Source organism: Paraburkholderia sp. MM5482-R2 (assembly GCF_050436125.1).
GTDB classification, from domain to species: domain Bacteria; phylum Pseudomonadota; class Gammaproteobacteria; order Burkholderiales; family Burkholderiaceae; genus Paraburkholderia; species Paraburkholderia tuberum.
The window spans coordinates 2,768,127-2,790,348 of record NZ_JBNDLP010000003.1; the positions used below are offsets into that span (position 1 = coordinate 2,768,127).

The 22,222-nt window shown below is 67.6% G+C and carries 21 protein-coding genes; 11 read left to right on the forward strand and 10 right to left on the reverse strand.

Annotation, left to right across the window (positions count from 1 at the left end; translation table 11 throughout):
- Positions 1-136: 136 nt before the first annotated feature.
- The 3 genes from OKW37_RS34705 to OKW37_RS34715 are packed head-to-tail and all read left to right on the forward strand — an operon-like array spanning position 137 to position 4,178.
- Positions 137-2,191, forward strand: coding sequence for a sigma-54-dependent Fis family transcriptional regulator (locus tag OKW37_RS34705; protein WP_184067333.1), 2,055 nt, complete (start codon positions 137-139; stop codon positions 2,189-2,191).
- Positions 2,188-2,817 carry a flavoprotein gene (locus OKW37_RS34710; RefSeq protein ID WP_429403628.1) on the forward strand — a complete coding sequence of 210 codons (630 nt, stop codon included), beginning with the start codon at positions 2,188-2,190 and terminating at the stop codon, positions 2,815-2,817. Before OKW37_RS34705 ends, OKW37_RS34710 begins: the two co-directional genes overlap by 4 nt.
- The gene (locus tag OKW37_RS34715; protein ID WP_184052010.1) at positions 2,796-4,178 is read left to right on the forward strand and encodes a DUF6513 domain-containing protein; all 1,383 of its coding nucleotides are present in this window, start codon (positions 2,796-2,798) and stop codon (positions 4,176-4,178) included. Before OKW37_RS34710 ends, OKW37_RS34715 begins: the two co-directional genes overlap by 22 nt.
- A gap of 13 nt (positions 4,179-4,191) precedes the next feature.
- Here the strand turns inward: OKW37_RS34715 and rpe are convergent, their stop codons facing one another.
- The 7 genes from rpe to OKW37_RS34750 form a co-directional block, all read right to left on the reverse strand.
- Positions 4,192-4,899, reverse strand: coding sequence for a ribulose-phosphate 3-epimerase (gene rpe / locus OKW37_RS34720; RefSeq protein WP_429403629.1), 708 nt, complete (start codon positions 4,897-4,899; stop codon positions 4,192-4,194).
- A 22-nt stretch (positions 4,900-4,921) separates the two neighbouring features.
- Positions 4,922-5,959, reverse strand: a complete 1,038-nt coding sequence (fba, locus tag OKW37_RS34725; RefSeq protein WP_184067324.1) for a class II fructose-bisphosphate aldolase — start codon at positions 5,957-5,959, stop codon at positions 4,922-4,924.
- Between the two features lie 201 nt (positions 5,960-6,160).
- Positions 6,161-7,033: a phosphoribulokinase gene (locus OKW37_RS34730; RefSeq protein ID WP_429403630.1), complete on the reverse strand. Its 873-nt coding sequence runs from the start codon at positions 7,031-7,033 to the stop codon at positions 6,161-6,163.
- Positions 7,034-7,088: 55 nt separating this feature from the next.
- A complete protein-coding gene (locus OKW37_RS34735) occupies positions 7,089-8,192 on the reverse strand; it encodes a class 1 fructose-bisphosphatase (protein WP_429403631.1) in 1,104 nt (367 codons plus the stop codon).
- 27 nt (positions 8,193-8,219) lie between these two features.
- Entirely contained in the window at positions 8,220-9,212 is a 993-nt protein-coding gene (gene cbbX / locus OKW37_RS34740) for a CbbX protein (protein ID WP_090809065.1), read from the reverse strand.
- 51 nt (positions 9,213-9,263) lie between these two features.
- Positions 9,264-9,692 (reverse strand): ribulose bisphosphate carboxylase small subunit, encoded by a 429-nt coding sequence (locus tag OKW37_RS34745; protein WP_429403632.1) that lies wholly within the window; start codon positions 9,690-9,692, stop codon positions 9,264-9,266.
- A gap of 117 nt (positions 9,693-9,809) precedes the next feature.
- The gene (locus OKW37_RS34750; RefSeq protein WP_429403633.1) at positions 9,810-11,309 is read right to left on the reverse strand and encodes a form I ribulose bisphosphate carboxylase large subunit; all 1,500 of its coding nucleotides are present in this window, start codon (positions 11,307-11,309) and stop codon (positions 9,810-9,812) included.
- Between the two features lie 484 nt (positions 11,310-11,793).
- Between OKW37_RS34750 and pqqA the strand changes: the two genes are divergently transcribed.
- The 3 genes from pqqA to OKW37_RS34765 all read left to right on the forward strand — a co-directional run bounded on the left by pqqA (position 11,794) and on the right by OKW37_RS34765 (position 13,343).
- Positions 11,794-11,868: a pyrroloquinoline quinone precursor peptide PqqA gene (gene pqqA, locus OKW37_RS34755; protein WP_113062024.1), complete on the forward strand. Its 75-nt coding sequence runs from the start codon at positions 11,794-11,796 to the stop codon at positions 11,866-11,868.
- Positions 11,869-11,973: 105 nt separating this feature from the next.
- Complete coding sequence (locus tag OKW37_RS34760; RefSeq protein ID WP_429403634.1) at positions 11,974-12,573, forward strand: DUF447 domain-containing protein; 600 nt, start codon at positions 11,974-11,976, stop codon at positions 12,571-12,573.
- A 26-nt stretch (positions 12,574-12,599) separates the two neighbouring features.
- On the forward strand, positions 12,600-13,343 hold the full coding sequence (locus OKW37_RS34765) for a (5-formylfuran-3-yl)methyl phosphate synthase (protein ID WP_184052026.1): 744 nt from the start codon (positions 12,600-12,602) through the stop codon (positions 13,341-13,343).
- 7 nt (positions 13,344-13,350) lie between these two features.
- On the opposite strand, the gene OKW37_RS34770 is transcribed toward OKW37_RS34765, so the two are convergent.
- The 3 genes from OKW37_RS34770 to OKW37_RS34780 form a co-directional block, all read right to left on the reverse strand.
- Positions 13,351-13,941: an aspartate kinase gene (locus OKW37_RS34770; protein ID WP_429352397.1), complete on the reverse strand. Its 591-nt coding sequence runs from the start codon at positions 13,939-13,941 to the stop codon at positions 13,351-13,353.
- A gap of 166 nt (positions 13,942-14,107) precedes the next feature.
- Positions 14,108-15,217 carry a hydantoinase/oxoprolinase family protein gene (locus OKW37_RS34775; RefSeq protein ID WP_429403635.1) on the reverse strand — a complete coding sequence of 370 codons (1,110 nt, stop codon included), beginning with the start codon at positions 15,215-15,217 and terminating at the stop codon, positions 14,108-14,110.
- Positions 15,214-16,257 (reverse strand): ATP-grasp domain-containing protein, encoded by a 1,044-nt coding sequence (locus OKW37_RS34780; RefSeq protein WP_429403636.1) that lies wholly within the window; start codon positions 16,255-16,257, stop codon positions 15,214-15,216. Before OKW37_RS34780 ends, OKW37_RS34775 begins: the two co-directional genes overlap by 4 nt.
- A 13-nt stretch (positions 16,258-16,270) precedes the next feature.
- On the opposite strand from OKW37_RS34780, the gene OKW37_RS34785 reads away from it, so the two are divergent.
- The 5 genes from OKW37_RS34785 to OKW37_RS34805 all read left to right on the forward strand — a co-directional run bounded on the left by OKW37_RS34785 (position 16,271) and on the right by OKW37_RS34805 (position 22,151).
- Positions 16,271-17,020, forward strand: a complete 750-nt coding sequence (locus tag OKW37_RS34785) for a HisA/HisF-related TIM barrel protein (protein WP_184067297.1) — start codon at positions 16,271-16,273, stop codon at positions 17,018-17,020.
- Between the two features lie 218 nt (positions 17,021-17,238).
- Positions 17,239-18,630: a formylmethanofuran dehydrogenase gene (locus tag OKW37_RS34790; RefSeq protein WP_429403637.1), complete on the forward strand. Its 1,392-nt coding sequence runs from the start codon at positions 17,239-17,241 to the stop codon at positions 18,628-18,630.
- Positions 18,627-20,336 (forward strand): formylmethanofuran dehydrogenase subunit A, encoded by a 1,710-nt coding sequence (locus tag OKW37_RS34795; protein ID WP_429403638.1) that lies wholly within the window; start codon positions 18,627-18,629, stop codon positions 20,334-20,336. The genes OKW37_RS34790 and OKW37_RS34795 overlap by 4 nt, the downstream gene beginning before the upstream one ends.
- A 10-nt stretch (positions 20,337-20,346) precedes the next feature.
- Positions 20,347-21,318 (forward strand): formylmethanofuran--tetrahydromethanopterin N-formyltransferase, encoded by a 972-nt coding sequence (fhcD, locus tag OKW37_RS34800; protein WP_429403639.1) that lies wholly within the window; start codon positions 20,347-20,349, stop codon positions 21,316-21,318.
- Positions 21,315-22,151, forward strand: a complete 837-nt coding sequence (locus OKW37_RS34805; protein ID WP_429403640.1) for a formylmethanofuran dehydrogenase subunit C — start codon at positions 21,315-21,317, stop codon at positions 22,149-22,151. Before fhcD ends, OKW37_RS34805 begins: the two co-directional genes overlap by 4 nt.
- Positions 22,152-22,222: the final 71 nt, after the last annotated feature.

Genomic DNA, 22,222 nt, shown 5'->3' on the forward strand with positions numbered 1-22,222 from the left:
CTCGTAGTAGGGCCGGTCGGGAGGGCGCAGGCGAACCGAGATTGCGCCGCGCCAGGGGCAGGCAGGCTTGATAAAGCGGCATTCGCGGCGTGCGAAGCAGTCACGCTTGCGAAATGACGCAACGGAGGCAAATCCCATGTCGTTGCTCGCTGACAGCAGTACTCACGTCCGGGAAGTTCTGAACGTGGTCAACCATCAGTTGACCACGCGCCCGACAAGCGAACCCGTAGCTCAGTCGTGGACGCGCTGCATCAACGAATTCCAGCTGGACCCCGCGCGTTTCGTGCCGCCGCCGGTGCTCACCGAGTACGAACTCAGCGCGCGCCGTGAGGCGCTCGGCGATCTGATCGCGTGTTCGAAGCTCGAGATGACGACGCTCTATCAGCAACTCGCCGATCCCGAGCTCGCGGTCGTGCTCGTCGATTCTGGCGGCGTGATCGTGCATCAGGTGTCGTCCGTGCCGTTCGCCGAGGCGGTCGCCGTCGACGGCTTTCGCGTCGGCGCGCTGTGGAGCGAACGCGAAGCCGGCACCAACGGCATGGGCACCTGCCTCGCGGAGCGCGACTGCATCGCCGTCTGTCAGCACGAGCATTTCTATCCGCGCTATACGTCGCTGACGTGCTCGGCCGCGCCGATCTTCGACGACGGCGGCGAAATCGCCGGCGTGCTCGACGTCACGAGCCGCTCGAAGCTGCTGCAGCAGCACTCGCTGGTGCTGGTCGGCATGTCGCGTCAGATGATCGAAAACCGTCTGCTCGATGCGCGCTACCGGCACGCCAACATGATCCATTTCCACAGCCGCCCGGAATTCGTCGGCACGCTGCACGGCGGCAAGCTCGCGGTCGGCGACGACAGCACCGTGCTCGCCGCGAATCGCAGCGCGCTGTTCCAGCTGGGCTTCCGTTCGCTGAGCGAGCTGCGCGGCCGGCGCATCGAGGAAGCATTCAACGCGTCGCTCGAAGACATGATCGCGCGCAGCATTCGCGGCTCGTTCCATCCGGTCACCGTCTACAGCGCAAACGCGACGAACCGCTTTTTCCTCGTCGCGCAGACGCCGCAAAACGCCACAGGGCGCGTGACGCGCGTGCTCGTCCCCGACTCCGCCATGCGCGCCAACGCCGCCGAAAAACACGAGAAACATCCGCCGGTGCCGAAGCTCGACGAGATCGCGCACCTCGAATTCGGCGACCCGCGCATGGCCTCGCAGATCCAGTTGGCCGCGCGCGTGATCCAGCGCAAGATTCCGATCGTGCTGCGCGGCCAGACCGGCACCGGCAAGGAAGTCTTCGCGCAGGCCTTGCATAGCATCAGCCCGCACGCCGCCGGTCTGTTCGTGCCGGTCAACTGCGCGTCGCTGCCGGAGAACCTGATCGAGAGCGAGCTGTTCGGCTATCGCGCGGGCGCGTTTACCGGCGCGCAGCGCGAAGGACGGCGCGGCAAGATCGTGCAGGCCAACGGCGGCACGCTGTTTCTCGACGAGATCGGCGACATGCCGCTCGTGTTGCAGGCACGCCTGCTGCGCGTGATCGAGGAACACGAGGTCACGCCGCTCGGCGCCGAGACCACCGTCAAGGTCAATTTCCAGCTGATCAGCGCGAGCCACCGCAATCTGCTCGAACTCGTGCAAAGCGGGCAATTCCGCGAGGATCTGTACTACCGGCTCAAGGGCGTCGAGCTGAATCTGCCGGCGCTGCGCGAGCGCGTCGACAAGCTGCCGCTGATCCATCATCTGCTCGCGAACGAAACCGACGATCCGCCCGATCTGACGCCAGAAGCCGAACACGCGCTGCTCACCTACGCGTGGCCCGGCAACATCCGTCAGCTGCGTCACGTGTTGCAGATGGCCATCGCGCTGTCCGACGGCGAGCCGATCCGCTGCGAGCATCTGCCGCCCGAGGTCACGCAACGCACGTCGGCGGTCGACCTGCCGATCGCGCTGCGCCTCGCGAACGCGGACATGGACGGGCATCTCGCCGACGAAGCGGACATTTCTTCGCTGAACGCGATCCAGCTGAACGAGCGCGAAACGGTGCTGTCGCTGCTCGACGAGCACCGCTGGAACGTCAGCAACGTCGCGAAGGCGCTCGGCATCAGCCGCAATACGCTGTATCGCAAGATGCGCCGGCTGCACATCCGGCTGTCGCATGAAGGCTCGCCGACCGACGGCATGCCGTTCGATCTCGACGCATGACCGGGTCGTCCCTCAAGTCCCCTAGCGAGTCTGCTCGCAAGGGCACCCGCGATCTCGCCGACTTCAAGCCGGATGCGCACTTCGCGTGGTGCGTGACCGGCTCCGGTCATATGCTCGAAGAATCGATCGCGCTCGCGCGGCGCTTGCCGCGCGTCGATCTCTTTCTGTCCGCGGCGGCCGAGGAAGTGCTGCCGCTCTATGGCTGGTCGCTCGACAAGCTGCGCGAACACTTTCGCGTACTGCGCGACAACAGCGCGAGCGGCGTGCCGGTCGGCATGCTGTATCACGGCGTGTATCACACGGTCGTGATCGCACCCGCCACCAGCAACACGGTCGCCAAATGTGCTTACGGCATCTCGGATACGCTGCCGACCAATATGTATGCGCAGGCCGGCAAGCAATGCATCCCCGGCATCGTCTTTGCGTGCGACACCGAACCGAGCGTGATCACGCATAGCCCGGACGAATGGGTCGAACTGCGGCCACGGGCGATCGAACTCGACAACGTCGAGCGTCTGGCGCGCTTCGAATACACGACGCTCGCGCGCTCGCTCGACGAACTCGAAGCGGCGCTCACCCAACGCCTCGCGACCCTCGACCTCGCATGGACCACCTCCTCTTCCTGACCGGCCGGCTTGCCGAACCGAGCCTGCGGCGCGTGCTCGACGGCATGGCGCCGACGCCGTTCAGTTGGGAGGTGCGCGAAATCGGCCTGCAAGTGGCCGGGTTGATGACCGCAGACCTGATCCAGCGCCGCGTGAGCGCGCCGCTCGCCGCGCAGCGCGTGATCGTGCCGGGCCGCTGCCGTGGCGATCTCGACGCGCTGGGCGCGCACTACGGCGTACCGTTCGAACGCGGTCCCGAGGAGGTCAAGGACTTGCCGCAATTTTTCGGCCGCAAGGCGAAGCCGTTCGATCTGAGCCGCTACGACACGGAGATTTTCGCGGAGATCGTCGATGCGCCGCGCCTCGACCTCGACGGCATCGCGGCAAGGGCGCGCGAGTATGCGGCCCAAGGCGCGGACGTGATCGACATCGGCTGTCTGCCGGACACGCCGTTTCCGCTTCTCGAAGACGCGGTGCGGCGGCTGAAGGCCGAAGGCTATCGCGTCAGCGTCGATTCGATGCGCAACGACGAACTGCTGCGCGGCGGCCGCGCGGGCGCCGACTATCTGATGAGCCTGAACCTCGACACGCTATGGATCGCCGACGAAGTGCCGTCGACGCCGATCCTCGTCGCGCGCGAACCGGCCGACCCCGCTTCGCTCGACGCCGCGATCGACGCGCTGTCCGCGCGCGGCCGCGCGTTTCTCGCCGATCCGATTCTCGATCCGATTCCGTTCGGGCTGGCCGCGTCGATTGCGCGCTATGTGCGTTTGCGCGAGCGCTATCCCGACATCGCGATCATGATGGGCATCGGCAACGTGACCGAACTGACCGAGGCCGACACGAGCGGCATCAACGCGGTGCTGCTCGGCATGGCGGCTGAATTGCGCGTTGGCGCGGTGCTGGCGACGTCGGTGAGCCAGCATGCGCGGCGCGCGTTGCGCGAAGCCGATGTCGCGCGCCGCGTGATGCATGCCGCGCGCGATGCGCAGGTGCTGCCCAAGGGCATCAGCACCGAACTCGCGACGGTCCATGCGAAACGGCCGTTTCCGTACAGCGCCGAAGAAATCGACGAATTCGCGCGCGGCGTGCGCGACCCGAATTTCCGCGTGCAGATCAGCGCCGACGGCATTCACGTGTACAACCGCGACGGCCATCGTCGCGGCGACGATCCGTTCGCGCTGTACCCGCAGTTGAACCTCGAAACAGACGGCGGCCACGCGTTCTATATGGGCGTGCAGCTTGCGCGCGCCGAGATTGCATGGCGGCTCGGCAAGCGCTTCGATCAGGACCAGCCGCTCGACTGGGGCTGCGCGGTCGACCGGCCTGAAGAAGATCTCAGCGCATGGTGCGCGCCGGGCGAGACGCTGAAAAAGCGCTGAAACAGCAGCGCCATCACTGCATGGCGGCCACCCCCGCGGGTTCGTCGACAGTAGCCAGTTCGCCGCGCATGCCGCGGATCGCCTGCGCGCGATCGCCCGCACCGAACACGGCCGACCCGGCAACGAACACGTCCGCGCCCGCCGTGGCGACACGCGCGATGTTCGACGCCTTCACGCCGCCGTCCACTTCGATCAGCAAGGGCCGCCCGGTGCGCTGCATCGTCGTGTCGACGCGCTCGCGCAGCAGCCGCAGCTTGTCGAGCGTTTCGGCGATGAATGCCTGGCCGCCGAAGCCCGGATTCACCGACATCACCAGCACGACGTCGAGCATCTCCAGCACGTGATCGAGCGCCGCGAGCGGCGTCGCCGGATTCAGCGCCAGCCCCGCGCGCGCACCGTGCGAGCGGATCAGATCGATGGTCCGATGCACGTGCAGCGTCGCCTCCGGATGAAAACTGATCAGGTTCGCGCCGGCCTCGGCAAACGCCGACACCAGCGGATCGACGGGCGCGGTCATCAGATGCACGTCGAACGGCAGAGTCGTGTACGGCCGGATCGCCGAGCACACGAGTGGGCCGACCGTCAGGTTCGGCACGTAGTGGTTGTCCATCACGTCCAGATGAATCCAGTCCGCGCCGGCCGCCGTCACGTCGCGAATCTCGTCGGCGAGCCGGGCAAAATCCGCCGACAACAGCGACGGCGCAATCAGGAATTCGCGCATTGCATTCTCCGTGGCAGTGGCGTTAGTGGTAGCGGCTCGCCATCGTGTCGAGCGGCAGCGGCTTGATGCGCGCCGCCTGACCCGCGCAACCGAACGCCTCGAATCGCTCGACGCAGATCGCGCTCGCCGCGGCGGTGGCGGCCTTCAATGCCGCGCGCGGATCGAACTCCGCGCGCGCATTGGCGAGCGACTTGCGCATCGCGCCGCTCATCGCGAGACGGATGTCGGTGTCGATGTTGACCTTACGCACGCCCTGGGCGATGCCGCGGCGGATTTCGTCGACGGGCACGCCGTAGGTGGTCGGAATCTCGCCGCCATATTCGCGGATCACCGCGAGCCATTCCTGCGGCACCGACGACGAACCGTGCATCACCAGATGCGTGTTCGGAATGCGCGCATGGATATCGGCGATCCGGTCGATCGCGAGGATGTCGCCGGTCGGCTCGCGGCTGAACTTGTACGCGCCGTGCGACGTGCCGATCGCGATCGCGAGCGCATCGACGCCGGTCGCGTCGATGAAGCGCCGCGCTTCGTCCGGATCGGTCAGCAGGTGCTCGCGTGTGAGCTTGCCTTGTGCGCCGACGCCGTCCTCTTCGCCTGCCGTGCCGGTTTCGAGCGAACCGAGACAGCCGAGTTCGCCTTCCACCGACACGCCGACCGCATGCGCGGCGTCCACCACGCGTCGGCTCACCTCGACGTTGTAGTCGTACGCGGCGGGGGTTTTCTGATCGGGCAGCAGCGAGCCGTCCATCATCACCGACGTGAAGCCCGAGCGGATCGCCTGCTGACACACCGCGGGGCTCGCGCCGTGATCCTGATGCAGCACGAGCGGAATGTCCGGGTGCGCTTCGAGCGCGGCGAGCACCAGATGGCGCAGATACGGCTCGCCGGCGTACTTGCGCGCACCGGCCGACGCCTGCAGGATCACCGGGCTAGCGGTGGCCTCGGCCGCGCGCATGATCGCGTGAATTTGCTCCATGTTGTTGACGTTGAACGCGGGCACGCCGTAGTCGTGTTCGGCCGCGTGATCCAGCAGTTGCCGCAGGGTGATGAAGGCCATTGCGTGCTCCTCGATATGAAATGAAATCTTGGCGAGCGGCGGGCTCAACGCGCGCGGTCCGCGACGCGCCGCGCTTCGTCGAGCGCGAGCATGCGCAGCGCGTCGGCCATCGAGCGCGTGGCGGGTGCGTCAAGCGGTTGCGCGACTGCACTCATCGAATCTCTCCTTGCGAAATGAACCTCGATATCCGTCTGGTACCGCTCAGGCGCGCGAGCGTCGGTCGATCAGTTGCAGGATCATCGGCGTGAAGATCAGCTGCATCGCGAGTCCCATCTTGCCGCCCGGCACGACGATCACGTTCGGGCGCGACATGAACGAGTCGTGCAGCATCGTCAGCAGATACTGGAAATCGATACCCTTCGGCCGCGCGAAGCGGATCACGACGAAGCTCTCGTCCGGTTGCGGAATCTCGCGGGCGGTAAACGGATTCGACGTGTCCACGGTCGGCACGCGCTGGAAGTTCACATGCGTGCGCGAGAACTGCGGGCAGATGTAGTTCACGTAGTCGGGCATGCGCCGCAGGATCGTGTCAACCACCGCTTCGTGCGTGTAGCCGCGCATCGTCTGATCGCGGTGCAGCTTCTGGATCCATTCGAGGTTGATGATCGGCACGACGCCGATCAGCAGATCCGCATGCCGCGCGATATCGACCTTGTCGGTCACCGCCGCGCCATGCAGCCCTTCGTAGAACATCAGGTCGGTATTGGGTGCGACCTCCTCCCACAGCGTGAAGGTGCCGCCGTCCTGCTTGTACAGTTGCGCTTCGCCCGCGTCGTGCACGTAGTGGCGAAACTGCCCGCTGCCGTTTTCGCCGTAGCGCGTGAACAGCGTTTCGAGTTCTTCGAGCAGATTCGCTTCCGGCCCGAAGTGGCTGAAATTCGGCACACCGTCGCGTTCGCGCTCCTGCATCGCCGCGCGCATGCCGTTGCGGTCGTAGCGATGGAACGCGTCGCCTTCGACGATCTGCGCATTGATGTGCTCGCGTCTGAAGATATGCGTGAAACTCTTCATGACGGTGGTGGTGCCGGCGCCGCTCGAGCCGGTCACCGCGATGATCGGATGTTTGACTGACATGCGTTTGTCTCCGGATGACTGTGTTCTGTGCGCTGAGTGCGCCGTCAGTCGCTGATCACGCCGTGAAATCCGGCAGGAACAACGAGCGCGTGCCGAACAGCGGCGACGTGAACGGCTTGTCCTCGCCGCGGTCGTATTCGCCGTGATAGCGCGCAATACGCTCGACCTCGTTCTTCGAGCCGAGAATCACCGGCACGCGGCCATGCAGCGCGCGCGGCGCGACGTCGAGAATGCGTTCCCGGCCGGTGATCGCGAGGCCGCCCGCCTGCTCGACCAGGAAGCTCATCGGGTTCGCTTCGTAGAGCAGGCGCAGGCGTCCTTCCATTGCCGGCGTTTTCGAGTCGCGCGGATACATGAACACGCCGCCGCGCATCAGGATGCGATGCACCTCCGCGACCATCGACGCGATCCAGCGCATGTTGAAGTCGCGCGCGCGGCAACCGCTGCGGCCGTCCTTGCACTCCTGCACGTAGCGGCGCACGGGCGGCTCCCAGAAGCGCTCGTTCGATGCGTTGATCGCGAACTCGCCGGTTTCCTGCGGAATCCGGATGTTCGAATGCGTGAGCACGAAGTTGCCGATGTCGCGCTCCAGTGTGAAGCCATGCGTGCCATTGCCGACCGACAGCACCAGCATCGTCGACGGTCCATACACGGCATAGCCAGCCGCGACCTGTTCGCAGCCCGGCCGCAGGAACGCGGCTTCGCTGGTTGCATCCTCTGCCGGGTCGCGCGTGCGCAGCACCGAGAAGATCGAGCCGACCACGCCGTTGATGTCGATATTCGACGAGCCGTCGAGCGGATCGAACGCGAGCAGATACTCGCCGCGCGGATAGTCCAGCGGAATCGCGTAGACGTGCTCCATTTCCTCGGACACCATCGCGGCCAGCAAGCCGTCCCACTCGCATTGCTGCACGAAGATCTCGTTGCTCGAGACGTCGAGCTTCTTCTGTTGCTCGCCGTGCGTGTTGAGCGTTTGCGCGGAACCGTAGTTGCCGCCTAGCGCGCCCTTGGTCAGCATCGCCGAGATCGACTTGATGGCCGCCGCTACGTCGATGAGCAGCGCGGAGAGTCCTGCAGTGTCGCGCGTGTCGTCCGTACACGGCGGGCGATCGAGCGTGTCGATCAGGAACTTCGAAAGTGTCGTGCGTCCATCCTGCATGGCGTTCTCCGTCGATGGTGTCGTGATTCAGCCCGGCGGCGCCGTGACGGCGCGCGCGGTGGAAGGCGAATGCGAGGACTGCGGCGGCGCGTCGAACACGCGGCTCGCGCGCACGTCGGCGGCATCGATCAGCGTCAGCGTGGCGGCGTCGATCGGCTCGCCGCCTTGCAAGGCGCTCGCGAACAGGCGGTTCGCCTGGCGCAGCCGCGCGCGGTCGAGCGCGTTGCGCACCGAGCGCGCGTTGGCGAAATTCGGCTGGCGGATGCGGCGCGCCAGATAGTCGGCGAACGCGCGGCGCGACGCGGCATCGAAGCGGTAATGCATGGCGCCGAGCATCCGCTCGGCGATTTCGAGCAACTCCGTTTCCTCGTAATCGGGAAACGTAATGTGATGCGCGATGCGCGAGCGGAAACCCGGATTGCTCTCGAAGAACACTTCCATTCGCGACGCGTAGCCGGCCAGAATCACGACCAGGTCGCTACGCTGGTTCTCCATCGTCTGCAACAGGATTTCGATCGCTTCCTGCCCGTAGTCGCGCTCGTTCTCCGGGCGATACAGGTAATACGCTTCGTCGATGAACAGCACGCCGCCCATCGCGCGCTTGAGCACGTCGCGCGTTTTCGGCGCGGTGTGGCCGATGTACTGGCCGACCAGATCGTCGCGTGTGACCGACACCAGATGATTGCGGCGAATGTAGCCGAGCCGGTGCAACACTTCCGCCATGCGCAGCGCAACCGTCGTCTTGCCGGTGCCGGGGTTGCCGGAGAAGCACATATGCAAGGTCGGCGCGCCGCCCGCGAGACCCAGCGAAGCCCGCGCGCGCTCGACCAGCAGATGCGCGGCGACCTCGCGAATGCGCGTTTTCACGGGCGCGAGCCCGACCAGATCGCGATCGAGTTCGCCGAGCACGTCGCCGATCCCGGAGTCGCGGTACAGCGCCGCGAGGTCGATGTGGGGCGCGGCGGCGTCGCTGTGCGCGGTGGACGCGGGCAGTGCGTCCACGGTGGCGGCGTCTGTCATGGTTCCTCCTCGCTGCGGGTCGTCGTGTGCGTTGTTGCGCGATCAGCGGCGTCAGCCCGCCGCGCCGTAACGCTCGCCCGCTGGCCGGTCGCCCGCGTAGCCCGTCATGCTGTAGCGCTGCGTGCGCCCCTGCGTGTCCTGCCGCAACAGCCGGAAGCCCGGCTCCACGTCCGGCCGGTTGACGATGAACGACAGGCGCATCGTCTCGAAGGTGCGCACCGAGTCGAACGCGTTGACCTTGATGTAGTGCTGCGGCCGCGCCTCGCGGCAAGCCCTGACCTCCTGCAACACGCCGGCTGCGTCGTGCAGGTCGAACATCGGCAGACCCCACATTTCCCAGTAGGTGTTGCGCGGATGCGGGTCGTCGGTGAATTCGACCGAACAGGCCCAGCCCTCGCGCAGCGCGTAGTCGATCTGCAGGCCGATTTCCTCGTCGGTCAGCTCGGGCAGAAAAGAAAACGTTCCCTGAGTAATACGCATGACGAACCTCGTGGATGGATGTCGCGTTCGGAACGGCGTCAACGGTGCCCCGCGCGGTGCCGTTGCACCGCGTTGCGGATGCGCTCGTGAGGCGCTCGCGGGAAAAGCTCGGCGTGGCTAGGCCGCCGTCGGCGTGGCGGCGAAATCGGGCGTATCGGTCGATGCGTAGTTGAAGCTCACGTCGCGCCACGTATCGAGCGCCTGCTTGAGCGGCGTGCACCAGCGCGCGGCGGCTTCGAGCACGTCGGGCCCTTCGCGCAGAATGTCGCGGCCCTCGTTGCGCGCCTTCACCATCGCTTCGAGTGCGACGCGGTTCGCGGTCGCGCCGGCCTGGATGCCGGCCGGATGGCCGATCGTGCCGCCGCCGAACTGCAGGATCGCGTCGTCGCCGAACAGCTCGAGCAGCTGATGCATCTGCCCCGCGTGAATCCCGCCCGAGGCGACCGGCATCACCTTGCGCACGCCGGCCCACGGCTGGTCGAAGAAAATGCCGCGCGACAGATCGACCGCGTTGTGCGCGTCGCGGCACACGTTGTAGTAGCCCTGCACCGACAGCGGATCGCCTTCGAGCTTGCCGACCGCGGTGCCCGCATGCGCATGATCGACTCCCGCCATGCGCAGCCATTTGGCGATCACGCGAAACGAGATGCCGTGGTTGCGTTGCCGCGTGTAGGTGCCATGCCCCGCGCGATGCAGATGCAGGATCATGTCGTGCCTGCGGGCCCAGCGCGACATCGACTGGATCGCGGTCCAGCCGATCACGAGGTCGATCATCACGATGCACGAGCCGAGCTCCTTCGCGAATTCGGCGCGCTCGTACATGTCCTCCATCGTGCCGGCCGTCACGTTCAAGTAGTGCCCTTTGAGCTCGCCAGTCTCCGCCTGGGCGCGGTTCACCGCCTCCATCGCGAACAGGAAGCGGTCGCGCCAGTGCATGAACGCCTGCGAGTTGATGTTCTCGTCGTCCTTCAGAAAATCGAGGCCGCCGCGCAGGCCTTCGTAGACCACCCGTCCATAGTTTTTGCCCGACAGACCGAGCTTCGGCTTGACCGTGGCGCCGAGCAGCGGCCGACCATACTTGTCGAGCCGTTCGCGCTCGACGACGATGCCGGTCGGCGGCCCCTGAAACGTCTTCAGATACGCGACGGGAATGCGCATGTCTTCGAGCCGCAAGGCCTTAAGCGGCTTGAAGCCGAACACGTTGCCGATGATCGACGCGGTCAGGTTCGCGACCGAGCCCTCTTCGAACAGATCGAGTTCATAAGCGATATACGCGAAGTACTGCGGCTCGTCGGCGCGAGACACCGGCACCGGCTCGACGCGATACGCCTTCGCGCGATACATGTCGCAGGCGGTCAGGCGGTCGGTCCACACCACCGTCCACGTCGCGGTCGACGATTCGCCGGCCACCGCGGCCGCCGCTTCCTCGGGTTCGACACCGGGTTGCGGCGTGATGCGAAACAGCGCGATCACGTCGGTGTCTTTCGGTTCGTAGTCCGGTTGCCAGTACCCCATCTCGCGGTATTTCATCACGCCCGCCGCGTACCGCTCGCGCGGATTGTGCGGATCGCGCGCTTGAGGTTCGGACTGGATCGGCGGTTGACTGAAATCGTTCATGACGTGTCCTCGAAGGTGGCAAGCGCACTGCCGGAAGAACGAAGCGCTTGAGTTGCACTGTAGGCACGGACACGCCCAAGGTGAATTCACGATTTTATTTGGCAGACTTAACGGATCGGTTATCGCTATCACATCGTGAGGTTCTTTTTCGAGCCGTGCGACGCGAATCAGAGCAGAATGTGTTGGTGAGCGAGGCGGGCGCGGCGTGACAGCGCAATCGGATTAGCGAATCGCGATGGCACACTTTGCTTCGTTTTCGCCACACCGCGCGGCTCTTTGCGTCTGGCAACCCGCGCGAGCGCCACGGCGTGGCGCAATTCGCCGGGTGCTGTATTGGCCGTCGAATGCACGCACGCCTGGCCGGCCGGAACGCGCATGGGCACGGAGCTTGCATGATGCCGGCTGCCGTCGACACCGGGCATCACGCCGGGCCGGCGGCGCAACGCTGTTCCACCCGCTGTTTCAACCGAAGGAGAAAGCACGTATGCAATGGACGACTCCGAGCTACACCGACGTACGCCTCGGTTTTGAAATCGTGATGTATGTCGCTACGCGTTAAGCCCGCAACCGGGCCGCACGCCGCGGCCCCCTTGCGGTTCCCGTTTGTGTTTGACCTCTGCTGACGGCCGGCCTTCCGGCGCTGTCGGGACACGCGTTCCCAGCCATGATCCACGAAACGATCGTCACCACGGCAGCGTGCGATGGCCGTCCTCATATCGCGCCAATGGGCGCGCGCTACGAGGGTGAGCGCATCATCCTCGCGCCGTTCCGTCCGTCGGTCACGCTCGACAACGTGATCGCGACGCGCGCGGCGGTGCTGAACTTCACCACCGACGTGCGGATCTTCGCGGGCTGCGTCACGCACTGCGCAACCGATTGGCCGACCGTGGCCACGAACCGCGTGCCGAGCGTACGTCTGGCCGAGTCGCTGGCCCACGCCGAGCTCGAACTCGACGAGCTGCGCGACGACGCCGAGCGCCCGGTGCTGGTGATGAAGTGCGTGCACCGTGAAAACCACGCGCCGTTCGCGGGCTTCAATCGCGCGCAGTCGGCGGTCGTGGAAGGCGCGATTCTGGTGAGCCGGCTCTTCATGCTGCCGGCCGACAAGGTCGATCGAGAAATGGCGTATCTGCAGATCGCGATCGACAAAACCGCCGGCGACAACGAGCGCACCGCATGGAGCTGGCTCGTCGCCGCGATCGCGCGATATCGCGCGAGCCTCGCAGACGCGGCGCATCAGGCCGCCGCTTCGGCCCATCACTGAAACCCTTCCTTCCGCGGAGAACCCCGATGACCGCATTGCTCGCGAGCGTCCGCTCGGCTGACGAAGCATTCGACGCCGCCCGCGCCGGCGCCGAGCTGATCGACCTGAAAGAGCCGGACGACGGCGCGCTCGGCGGCCTGTCGATCGGCGCCATCACGACCATCGCGCAACAACTTCGCGCGCGCTACCCGGTCAAGCCGATCAGCGCGGCGATCGGCGACGTGCCGGCCGATGCGTTCGACGAGATCGCCGCGCGCGTGATCGACGTCAGCGATGCCGGCGTCGACTATGTGAAGGTCGGCGTCGCGCGCGGACCGGCCGCGCGCCGCTGCATCGAGCAGCTCGCGAATCTGCCGGCCAGCGTCGTGCCGGTGCTGCTATGCGACGGCGGCATGGACGACGAACTGGTCAGCCACACCGCGGCGCTCGGCTTCGCCGGCCTGATGTTCGATACCGCGAGCAAGGACGGCGGCACGCTGTTCGATCACGTCGATGTCGACTCGCTCGCGCGCTGGTTGCGGCTCGCGCGTCAGCGCGGCGCGATGGCGGGCATCGCCGGTGCGCTCGGCTGGGCGCAACTGCCGCAGATCCGCGCGCTGGCGCCCGACGTGGCCGGTTTTCGCACCGCGCTGTGCGCCGACGGGCGCCGCTCGCGGCTCGACCCCGAGCGCGTCGCGCAATGGGCGAGCGCGTTGCATCGGCCGGCTGGAGAGATTCGCGTCGATGGCGCGGCGCCGTTGCCGGGCTCGACGAACGCGACGCGGCTGTAGCAGCCGATCACATCACCGGAATATTCAGCAAACGGTCGCGCATCAGCGCGACGTTGCTCTTGTCGAGCAATTCGACCACATAGTTCGCATCGTTCACGTAGTCGACGAACTTGCGGTCGATCACCCCCGACGCGGCCAGCGTTTCGAGCGGATCGTCGACGGCGATCGGACAGGATTTGACGACGATCAGCCGCTCCGCGTTGAGCATCGTCGATAGCCAGGCGGCGAGGCTGTCCGAGGTCGTGTCCCAGTTGCTCATCGCGTCGGGCGTGTCGCGCATCAGCGCGGTCGGCGCCCACACGGCGACATGACCGTCACGCAGGGTGCGGCGAATCTTCGCCTCGCTCGACGCGATCACCAGTTCGGGCGAAACGCCCTGCATCAGCAGCGCATATTGCGTCATCGCGAGCAGACACATGTTGTGCGCGGCCAGATCGTCGAAGTTCCACTCGCCCTGGTACTGGCGGACCTTGTCCGCGAAATCGCCGCCGCCGGGCACGATCACGACCCGTCCGCCGCCGACTTCGCATAGCTCACTGAGCCAGTGGCGCAGTGCCGGGTCGTGACTCAGGCTGCCTCCGATCTTGACCACCCACATGACTGTTGCCCTCGTGTCCAGTTGAGTGCCCGGCCGGGTCGCGTCGTTTCGCAACCTCGTTCATCACCGAACTTGTCCCGCTCGCCATATCGTGTCCCCTGCCCCTCTTTGCGCTACTCGTGCGCCGGCGCGCCGCGTCCGCGGATTGCGCGCCGCGCCTCTCAACTCATGCCGCGCGCGCCGCGATACCACGCGCGCCGCGCCGTTGCGCGCCAGGCTCGCGCGCCGCGAGCAGCGCGACCGCCACGCTCGGCGCGCAGGTCGCCGCCCATGCCGCGCAAGCATCGGGCACGCCCGCCAACGCGCCGAAATCGATATAGCCGCGCGCCTCGTCGCGCGCCAATGCGGCGACGAGGAAGCGGCCGCAGCCGGCGCCCACCAGCGGCGCGGCCGCGAGCACTGGCTGCGCGGCAACCACGCGCATCAGGTTCGCGCCGATTTCGCGCACCTGCAGCGCGCGCCAGCGCCGCGCAAAGTGCAGCCATTCGACGTCCGACGCGTCGTGCGCGTCGTGCCCGATCATGCGCGCGAGCCGCGCGCGGCTCGCCGCCTGCGTCTTCGGCCCCTGGTCGGCGCTCGGCTGCACGTCGTGCAGCGGGTCCAGTTCGCCGGTCAGCCGGTAGACGTCGGCGCTCGTCGCAAACCATTCGTTCATCACGTTCAGCATGGCGCCGCCGAATTCGATCCGCTGCGCGACGCCGCACAACGGCGTGCGCACGACGCCGTGATACACGAGTTCGCCGGTCGCGAGCCGGCCCGCATCGGTCGCGGCACGCGCGACGACGCGGCCGTCGACGATCGGAATGATGTCGGTGGTGGTGCTGCCGATGTCGATCAGCAGCGCGTTCGCCATGCAGGTAGCGACCCAGCTCGCGGTCGCGAGCCAGTTCGCCGACGCTACGTGACGCCAGCCGGCCGCGCAGTCGGCGGCGGCGAGCCAGCCGGCGTCGCCGGCGTAGAAACGCAGTGATGGACCGAGCCGCTGCGCGAGCGTGGCCACGATCGCGCGCACGCCTTCGGCGCGATCCGCGAACAGGTCGACCATCTCGCCGGTCATCGTCACCGCATGCTGCGCGGCGTCCGTGCGGGCCTGCGGCCAGCGCTCGAAGACGAGGTCGATCGCGCGGTGCAGATGGTCGAGCCCCTGCCAAAGCGGACACGGCCATTGCACGACGTCCAGCACGGCGTCGCCGCCGTCGACGAGCGACACCTTCACGTGCGCGCCGCCGACGTCCCAGCCGAACCGCGCCGCCGGGTTCGAACGGGCGGGGCTCAAGGGCGCACCTCGTACGTCGCCGAATTGGCGCGCGCCGCGCCGCAGCGCTCGATGCGCACGCCATGCGCGGCCAGCAGCGCGCGCGTCAGGCCGCTGCCGCGCGCCGCCGACAACCCCGCATAAGCGACCGTCAAACGCGGATTCACTTCGATCAGGACCGGCCCGAGTTGCGGGTGCCACACGACATCGATGCCGACGAAGCCGCGCAAACCCGGGATGGCCCGCGCGACGCGATGCGCGAGCGTGTCGAGCGCGCGGCCCATGTCGCTGTGCTGGTCGATCTGATCGACCAGCACGCCGTCGAACTCGACGATCCGCGCAACATCACCCGACGCGTCTCCGCCGCTCAGCCCGATCTGCTGACGGTTGATGCTGAGGAGCTTGGTGGCGTCGCCGCGGCAGATCAGCGACAGGCTCAACGGCTCGCCATCGACCCACGCCTGCAGCACCGGATTGCGCGCCCCCGCCGCGCGCGCCTCGTACTCGGCGCAGGCATCGGCGAAGCGCTCGTACACGATGGTGTCGAGGCCGCCCGCGCCGTCGTCCGGTTTGACCACCCACCGGCCGTCGTGCTGCGCGGCTGGGTCGCCGGGTTCGAGCGCCGGCGTCGTGGCAATGCCATGCGCGGCAAGACACGCCGCCGTCGCGCTCTTGCTCGACGCGACGCGGATCGCTTCCTTCGCGCAGCCGAGCCAGCGCGCAGTGCCGACCGCATCGTGAAAGCGCAGCAGCAGCCCGTCGCATTCCGGCGCGACGACCCACGCGTAATCGTGCTCACGCGCCGCGCGCGCGACGAACGCCGTCATCGATTCGCCGGGCGCGGCCATACAATGGGCCTCGCCCGCCCCTGGCGTTTCGAAGCGCGAGGTCGCGAACGTGACCTGCACGCCGTCGAGTTCACGCAGAGCGTCGACCAGCGCGTCGCGCATCACGCGTCCTTCGACGATCAGCGCGCTCAAATCGGCGAGACTGCCCGGACCGGCGAGCTGGGGGTCGATGCCGCCGCCGGTGAGATACTCGTAGACAAAGATTCTGGTCAAAGGAAAGCCCCCTATGCAGGTGATACCTGTTCTCGATCTGCTCGACGGCCAGGTCGTACGCGCGGTGCGCGGCGAGCGGAGCGCCTATCGGCCGATCCAGTCCCGCCTCGTCGCGACGAGCGACCCACTTGCCACCGCCCGCGCGCTGCTCGAAGCCAGCGGCGCGCGCACGCTCTATATCGCCGATCTCGGCGCCATCCTGCAGCGCGGCGCGCATGCTTCGACGCTCGCCGCATTGCGGGCCGCGCTGCCCGGCATCGAACTGTGGCTCGACGCGGGTTTCGCGGACTACCCGTCGATGCGCGCGCTATTCGAGCGCATCGACGACGCCATCGATCAACACGACAGCCCTGCTGCCGCTTCCCACCTCGCGACTCTCGTGCCTGTGTTCGGCTCGGAGACGCTGCGCGATATCCACGCACTGCACGCGGCTCAGCGCGCCGGCCTTGCGCCGATCCTGTCGCTCGATCAGCGGGCGGGCGAACTGCTCGCCGCGGCCGCGCTCGACCGCTCGTCGGCGTGGTGGCCGCCGCGCGTGATCGCGATGACGCTCGACCAGGTCGGCAGCTACGCCGGCCCCGATCTCGCGACGTTCGAGCGCGTGCGCGCGCAAGCCGCCGCGCACACCACGCTGATCGGCGCGGGCGGCATCCGCAATCGCGACGATCTGGCCGCCGCGGCCGGCACCGGCGCAAGCGCCTGGCTGGTGGCGTCCGCGCTGCACGATCGACAGATCGACTGCGCGCATTCCGATTCCGCGTAGGCCTTCCATACAATTTCCATGCCACGCGTTCTGACAGCGCTGTCGGTAAACGCAACGCAAGCCGGACTGTTCGCGCGTGACACTCTGCTTGACACTCTGCTCCAGAACGGCACACATTTTGTATGGCGCGGTGGGCCTTTGACGCGCGCGCCGACGCAGGATCAGGCACGCTTACCGCAGGGTCGAAAGGTCGGCATGGAGCTTGCTAAACCTGCCCCATGCATAGCCCCTCCATCGATCCATCGCCCCCCAGCCCGAGCGCAACGCGCGCCGCGGCGCTCACACGCGACTGGATCTGTCCGTTCTGCCCTTTGCTGTGCGACGACCTGGCCGCCGCTGCCCACGACGACGGCACGCTCGATGTGCCGGACACCGAATGTCCGCGGCTCGCTCACGCGCTCGCGCAGTACGGCGCGACGGACGCGCAATGCGCTTACACCGTCGATGGCAACGAAGTGGACAAGGATGCCGCGCTGGCGAGCGCCGCGCAGTTGCTCGCGAACGCGCGCCGCCCGCTATTCGGCGGCCTCGCCACCGACGTCGCCGGCATCCGCGCGCTGTATCCGCTTGCCGCCGCCTGCGGCGCGATCCTCGATCATCTGCACGGCGATGCGCTGACGCCCGCGACGCTCGCTTTGCAAGACCGTGGCTCGTTCTTTACGACGCTCTCCGAAGTGCGCGCGCGCGCCGACCTGCTGGTGTTCTTCGGCTGTCAGCCGTCGCGGCGCTATCCGCGCTTTTTCACGCGCGCCCTGGCGGGCACCGAACTCGCGCGCGAGCTGGTCTTCGTCGGCTGCGAAGCGGACCCGGCCGCAGCCGGCTTCGCGCAAACGCGCATCGACACGCTGCTGCCGGACACCGATCCGTACGACACGCTCGCGCTGTGGTCAGCGCTCGCGGAAGGACGCGACGCCGCCGCGCTCAGCCACGGCGATGGCAGCGCAGCCAACGTGGCAACCGCGCTCGCGTCGTTGCACGCACGCATCGCCGGCGCGCGCTATACGGTGGTCGTCTACGAACCGGCCGCACTGCCCGCGCCGCACGCGGCGCTGCTGATCGAAGCGCTGAACCGGATCGTGAAGGCCGTGAATCGCACGACGCGCGCGGCATGTCTCGCGCTCGGCGGCGACGACGGCGCGTTGACGGTCAATCAGACCGTCACGTGGCTGTCCGGCTTGCCGCTGCGCACGCGCGTGGCGATGCCGGCGCACGCCGCGGGCACCGCGCCGCTCGATCACGATCCGTACCGCTATCGGACGGCTCGGCTGCTCGCCGAACGCGAAGTCGATGCGCTGCTGTGGATCGCGGGCTTCGCGCCGCACGCGTGGCCGGCGTCGCTCGATCCCGCGCTTGCCCTGATCGTGCTCGGTCATCCGGCGCTCGCCGATGCCGCGAGGGCACGCGGCGCGAACACCGTGTTCGTGCCGGTCGCGACACCGGGCGTCGATAGCGGCGGACATCTGTTTCGCATCGACGGCACGGTCGTGATGCCGCTCACCGCCGCGCGTGGTGCCGCGCTGGAGTCGGTGGCGTCGATTGCCGCGAAGTTGAGCGGGCGATTGAGCGGGCAACTGAGCGAACGCTCGAGTACGCGCGAGGATCAGCCATGACTCTCGTCCGGCTCAAGGGCGGCACGTTGTTCGACCCGATCCACAACGTCAACGGCGAGCGCCGCGACCTGACGTTCCGCGACGGCCGCATCGTCGACGTGCCCGCCGCCACGCCCGTCGATCGTGAATACGACGCGACCGGCATGATCGTGATGGCGGGCGGCATCGACCTGCATTCGCATATCGGCGGCGGCAAGACCAATCTGTCGCGCCTGCTGCTGCCCGAGGACCATCGCGCCGATGCGCGGGGCGCCCATGCGCCGCGCGAGGCCGCCTACGAAGCCGCGCGCGACGACAACGGCCGCTACCTGCGCCTGCCGTCGTGCGGCGTCTGCACGCCGGGCACGCTCGCGACCGGCTACCGCTACGCCGAAATGGGCTACACGGCCGCGTTCGAGCCGGCGATGATGCCGTCCAACGCGCGCCACACGCACCTCGAAATGGGCGACACGCCGATCATCGATCATGGCGCGTACGTGATGCTCGGCAACGACGAGCTGTTCCTGCGGATGCTCGCCGCGCGCGACGACTTCGAACGTCTGCGCGATTACGTCGGCTGGACGATCGACGCGAGCAAGGCGCTCGGCGTCAAGGTGGTGAACCCCGGCGGCATCTCGGCGTTCAAGTTCAACCAGCGCTCGCTAAACGTCGACGAGCCGCACGCGCACTACGGCATCACGCCGCGCGACGTGCTGCGCACGCTGACGCGCGCGCTGACCGAGCTGCGCGTGCCGCATCCGCTGCACGTGCACACGAGCAATCTCGGCGTGCCCGGCAACCTCGCCTCGACCATCGCGACGATGGACGCCGCCGACGGCCTGCCGATCCATCTGACGCATATCCAGTTTCACAGCTATGGCACCGAGGGTTCACGCAAGTTTTCGTCGGGCGCGCGGCAGATTGCCGAGGCCGTGAACGCGCGGCCGAACGTGTCGATCGACGTCGGCCAGATCATCTTCGGACAGACCGTCACGGCCTCCGGCGACACGATGATGCAGTTCCGCAACGCGCCGCTCGCGCGGCCGCACAAGTGGGTGGTGGGCGATATCGAGTGCGACGCGGGTTGCGGCGTGCTGCCGTTCCGTTATCGCGAACAGAGCTACGTGAACGCGCTGCAATGGATCATCGGCCTCGAAATCTTCCTGCTCGTCGACGACCCGTGGCGCGTCGCGATGACCACCGATCATCCGAACGGCGGACCGTTCACGAGCTATCCGCATCTGATTCGCCTGCTGATGGACAAGCCGTTTCGCGATGAGCAACTGGCGAAGCTGCATCCCGAGGCGCAGGTCGCCAGCGCGCTGCCGGAGTTCAAACGCGAATTCTCGCTGTACGAGATCGCGATCATCACGCGCGCCGGTCCCGCGCGGCTGCTCGGTCTGCGCGATCGCGGCCATCTCGGCGCGGGCGCGGCGGCGGACATCGCCGTCTATCGCGACGAGCCGGACCGCGAGCGCATGTTCACGTCGCCGGCCTATGTGTTCAAGGACGGCGAGCTGGTCGCGCGCGACGGCACGCTGGTCGCGACGCCGAAGGGCGGCATCCATTTCGTCGCGCCGCAATTCGATCGCGGCATCGAGACAACGCTGCGCGCGTATAGCGACGCGAACCTCGCGAGCAACTTCGCGCACGCCGCGATCAGCGACGACGAAGCCTGCCGCTGCTGCCGCGGCGGACGGCTATTGCCCGTCGAATGTCTAACCTGACGCGTCCACGATGAACGCTCCCGCCCCGCTCGACATCAACGGCACCGCGATCGACGCGACCTTCGCCGAAGCCTTTCCGATGAAGGCGACCCGGCTCGTGATCACCGCGCACACGCCGACGTGGGCGATGCACGCGGCGAACTCGCTGGCGGGCTTCGCGACCTCGGTGATCGGTTGCGGCTGCGAGGCGGGCGTCGAGCGTGCGCTCGCGCCCGCTGCCACGCCCGACGGCCGGCCCGGCGTCGCGGTGCTGTTGTTCGCGGTGTCGTCGAAGGAGCTCGCCAAGCAGATCGGGCGGCGCGTCGGCCAGTGCGTGCTCACCTGTCCGAGCACGGCCGTCTACGGCGGCATCGATCCGGCCACGAGCCGCGCGCCGCTGTCGGACCCGGCGCCGCTTGGCAGCGGGCTGCGCTTTTTCGGCGACGGCTGGCAGATCGCGAAGATGATCGACGCGGGGAACGGACCCACGCGTTACTGGCGCGTGCCGGTGATGGACGGCGAGTTCGTCTGCGAAGACACGGCGGCGACGGTCAAGGCCGTCGGCGGCGGCAACCTGCTGCTGCTCGCGCGCGACCTGGGCGCCGCGCTCGCGGCGGCCGAAGCCGCGGTCGCCGCGATGCGCCGGCTGCCGAACGTGATCATGCCGTTTCCCGGCGGCATCGTGCGCTCGGGCTCGAAGATCGGCTCGAAGTACGCGGGCGCGACCGCGTCGACCAACGACGCGTTCTGCCCGAGCCTGATCGGCCTCGCGCGGCGCAGCGAGTTGAGCGCGGACGTTGGCTGCGTGCTGGAAATCGTCATCGACGGTCTGACCGACGCCGACGTCGGCGCGGCGATGACGGCCGGGATCGGCGCGGCCGCCGGACTCGGCCGCGCGGCCGGCGTGCTGCGCATTTCCGCGGGCAACTACGGCGGCAAGCTCGGGCCGTACCACTTTCATCTGCACGAACTGGCGGCGGGGCTCAACGGGAGTCACGCATGAGCACGACCACGTTGCGCGTGAAGACACCACCCGGCTTTCGCGTCGATGCCGCAGCGCTGTCACCCTCGGCGCTGGCCAGCATGAGCGTGGCCGAGATCGAGCGCATCGTGCTGCCGGCCGGCAACGAGCGCTGCGTGGTCGGCGACGTCTTCGAGGTTTCGCGCGACGACGCGCCTGCGTCCGGCGACGACATGGCCACGCTGCTGATCGAGGGCGCCGCGCGGTGGCTGGACCGGCTCGGCGCGCAGATGGACGGCGGACGGCTCGTCGCGCGCGGCTCGGTCGGCGACTACAGCGGCTTCAGAATGAGCGGCGGCTTGCTTGAAATCGACGTCGACGCGGGGCACTTCACCGGCTGCGAAATGCGCGGCGGACGCGTGACGGTGCGCGGCGACAGCGGCGACTTCGCCGCCGGCGCACTGACGGGCGATATGGAAGGCATGAGCGGCGGCACGCTGACGATCCACGGCAACGCCGGCGCGCGGCTCGCCGACCGGATGCGCCGCGGCCTCGTGCTGGTCGGCGGCAACGCGGGCGACTTCGCGGCGTCGCGGCTGGTGGCGGGAACCGTCGGCGTGGCGGGGCAACTGGGCGCGCATTATGCCTATGCAATGAGGCGTGGCACGCTCCTGCTCGCGCAACGGCCCGAGCCACTGCCGCCCCCTACTTTCACCGGCGGCGGACACGGTTTCGACGTATTCTGGTCATTGCTCATACGCAGTCTCGCGGCCGAAATCGCGCCGTTTTCGCAGTGGCGCGCGGACCGTCTGCCGGTCCGTTTCACGGGCGACCTCGCGGTCGACGGCCGCGGTGAAATACTGATCGTCGGCTGAACCAGCTATGTCAGCCGCGACTGAAACGGTGTTCGGCAAAAAAGAAAACGTCCCGCAACGATGTTGCAAGG

Coding starts and splice junctions, on each gene's coding strand:
- OKW37_RS34745 (WP_429403632.1), bottom strand. CDS start 9,692: ATGCGTATTACTCAGGGAACGTTTTCTTTTCTGCCCGAGCTGACCGAC.
- OKW37_RS34735 (WP_429403631.1), bottom strand. CDS start 8,192: ATGCAGGATGGACGCACGACACTTTCGAAGTTCCTGATCGACACGCTC.
- cbbX (WP_090809065.1), bottom strand. CDS start 9,212: ATGACAGACGCCGCCACCGTGGACGCACTGCCCGCGTCCACCGCGCAC.
- fhcD (WP_429403639.1), top strand. CDS start 20,347: ATGAACGCTCCCGCCCCGCTCGACATCAACGGCACCGCGATCGACGCG.
- OKW37_RS34770 (WP_429352397.1), bottom strand. CDS start 13,941: ATGTGGGTGGTCAAGATCGGAGGCAGCCTGAGTCACGACCCGGCACTG.
- OKW37_RS34710 (WP_429403628.1), top strand. CDS start 2,188: ATGACCGGGTCGTCCCTCAAGTCCCCTAGCGAGTCTGCTCGCAAGGGC.
- OKW37_RS34765 (WP_184052026.1), top strand. CDS start 12,600: ATGACCGCATTGCTCGCGAGCGTCCGCTCGGCTGACGAAGCATTCGAC.
- OKW37_RS34715 (WP_184052010.1), top strand. CDS start 2,796: ATGGACCACCTCCTCTTCCTGACCGGCCGGCTTGCCGAACCGAGCCTG.
- OKW37_RS34795 (WP_429403638.1), top strand. CDS start 18,627: ATGACTCTCGTCCGGCTCAAGGGCGGCACGTTGTTCGACCCGATCCAC.
- OKW37_RS34790 (WP_429403637.1), top strand. CDS start 17,239: ATGCATAGCCCCTCCATCGATCCATCGCCCCCCAGCCCGAGCGCAACG.
- fba (WP_184067324.1), bottom strand. CDS start 5,959: ATGGCCTTCATCACCCTGCGGCAACTGCTGGATCACGCGGCCGAACAC.
- OKW37_RS34730 (WP_429403630.1), bottom strand. CDS start 7,033: ATGTCAGTCAAACATCCGATCATCGCGGTGACCGGCTCGAGCGGCGCC.
- OKW37_RS34805 (WP_429403640.1), top strand. CDS start 21,315: ATGAGCACGACCACGTTGCGCGTGAAGACACCACCCGGCTTTCGCGTC.
- OKW37_RS34750 (WP_429403633.1), bottom strand. CDS start 11,309: ATGAACGATTTCAGTCAACCGCCGATCCAGTCCGAACCTCAAGCGCGC.
- rpe (WP_429403629.1), bottom strand. CDS start 4,899: ATGCGCGAATTCCTGATTGCGCCGTCGCTGTTGTCGGCGGATTTTGCC.
- OKW37_RS34785 (WP_184067297.1), top strand. CDS start 16,271: ATGCAGGTGATACCTGTTCTCGATCTGCTCGACGGCCAGGTCGTACGC.
- OKW37_RS34705 (WP_184067333.1), top strand. CDS start 137: ATGTCGTTGCTCGCTGACAGCAGTACTCACGTCCGGGAAGTTCTGAAC.
- OKW37_RS34760 (WP_429403634.1), top strand. CDS start 11,974: ATGATCCACGAAACGATCGTCACCACGGCAGCGTGCGATGGCCGTCCT.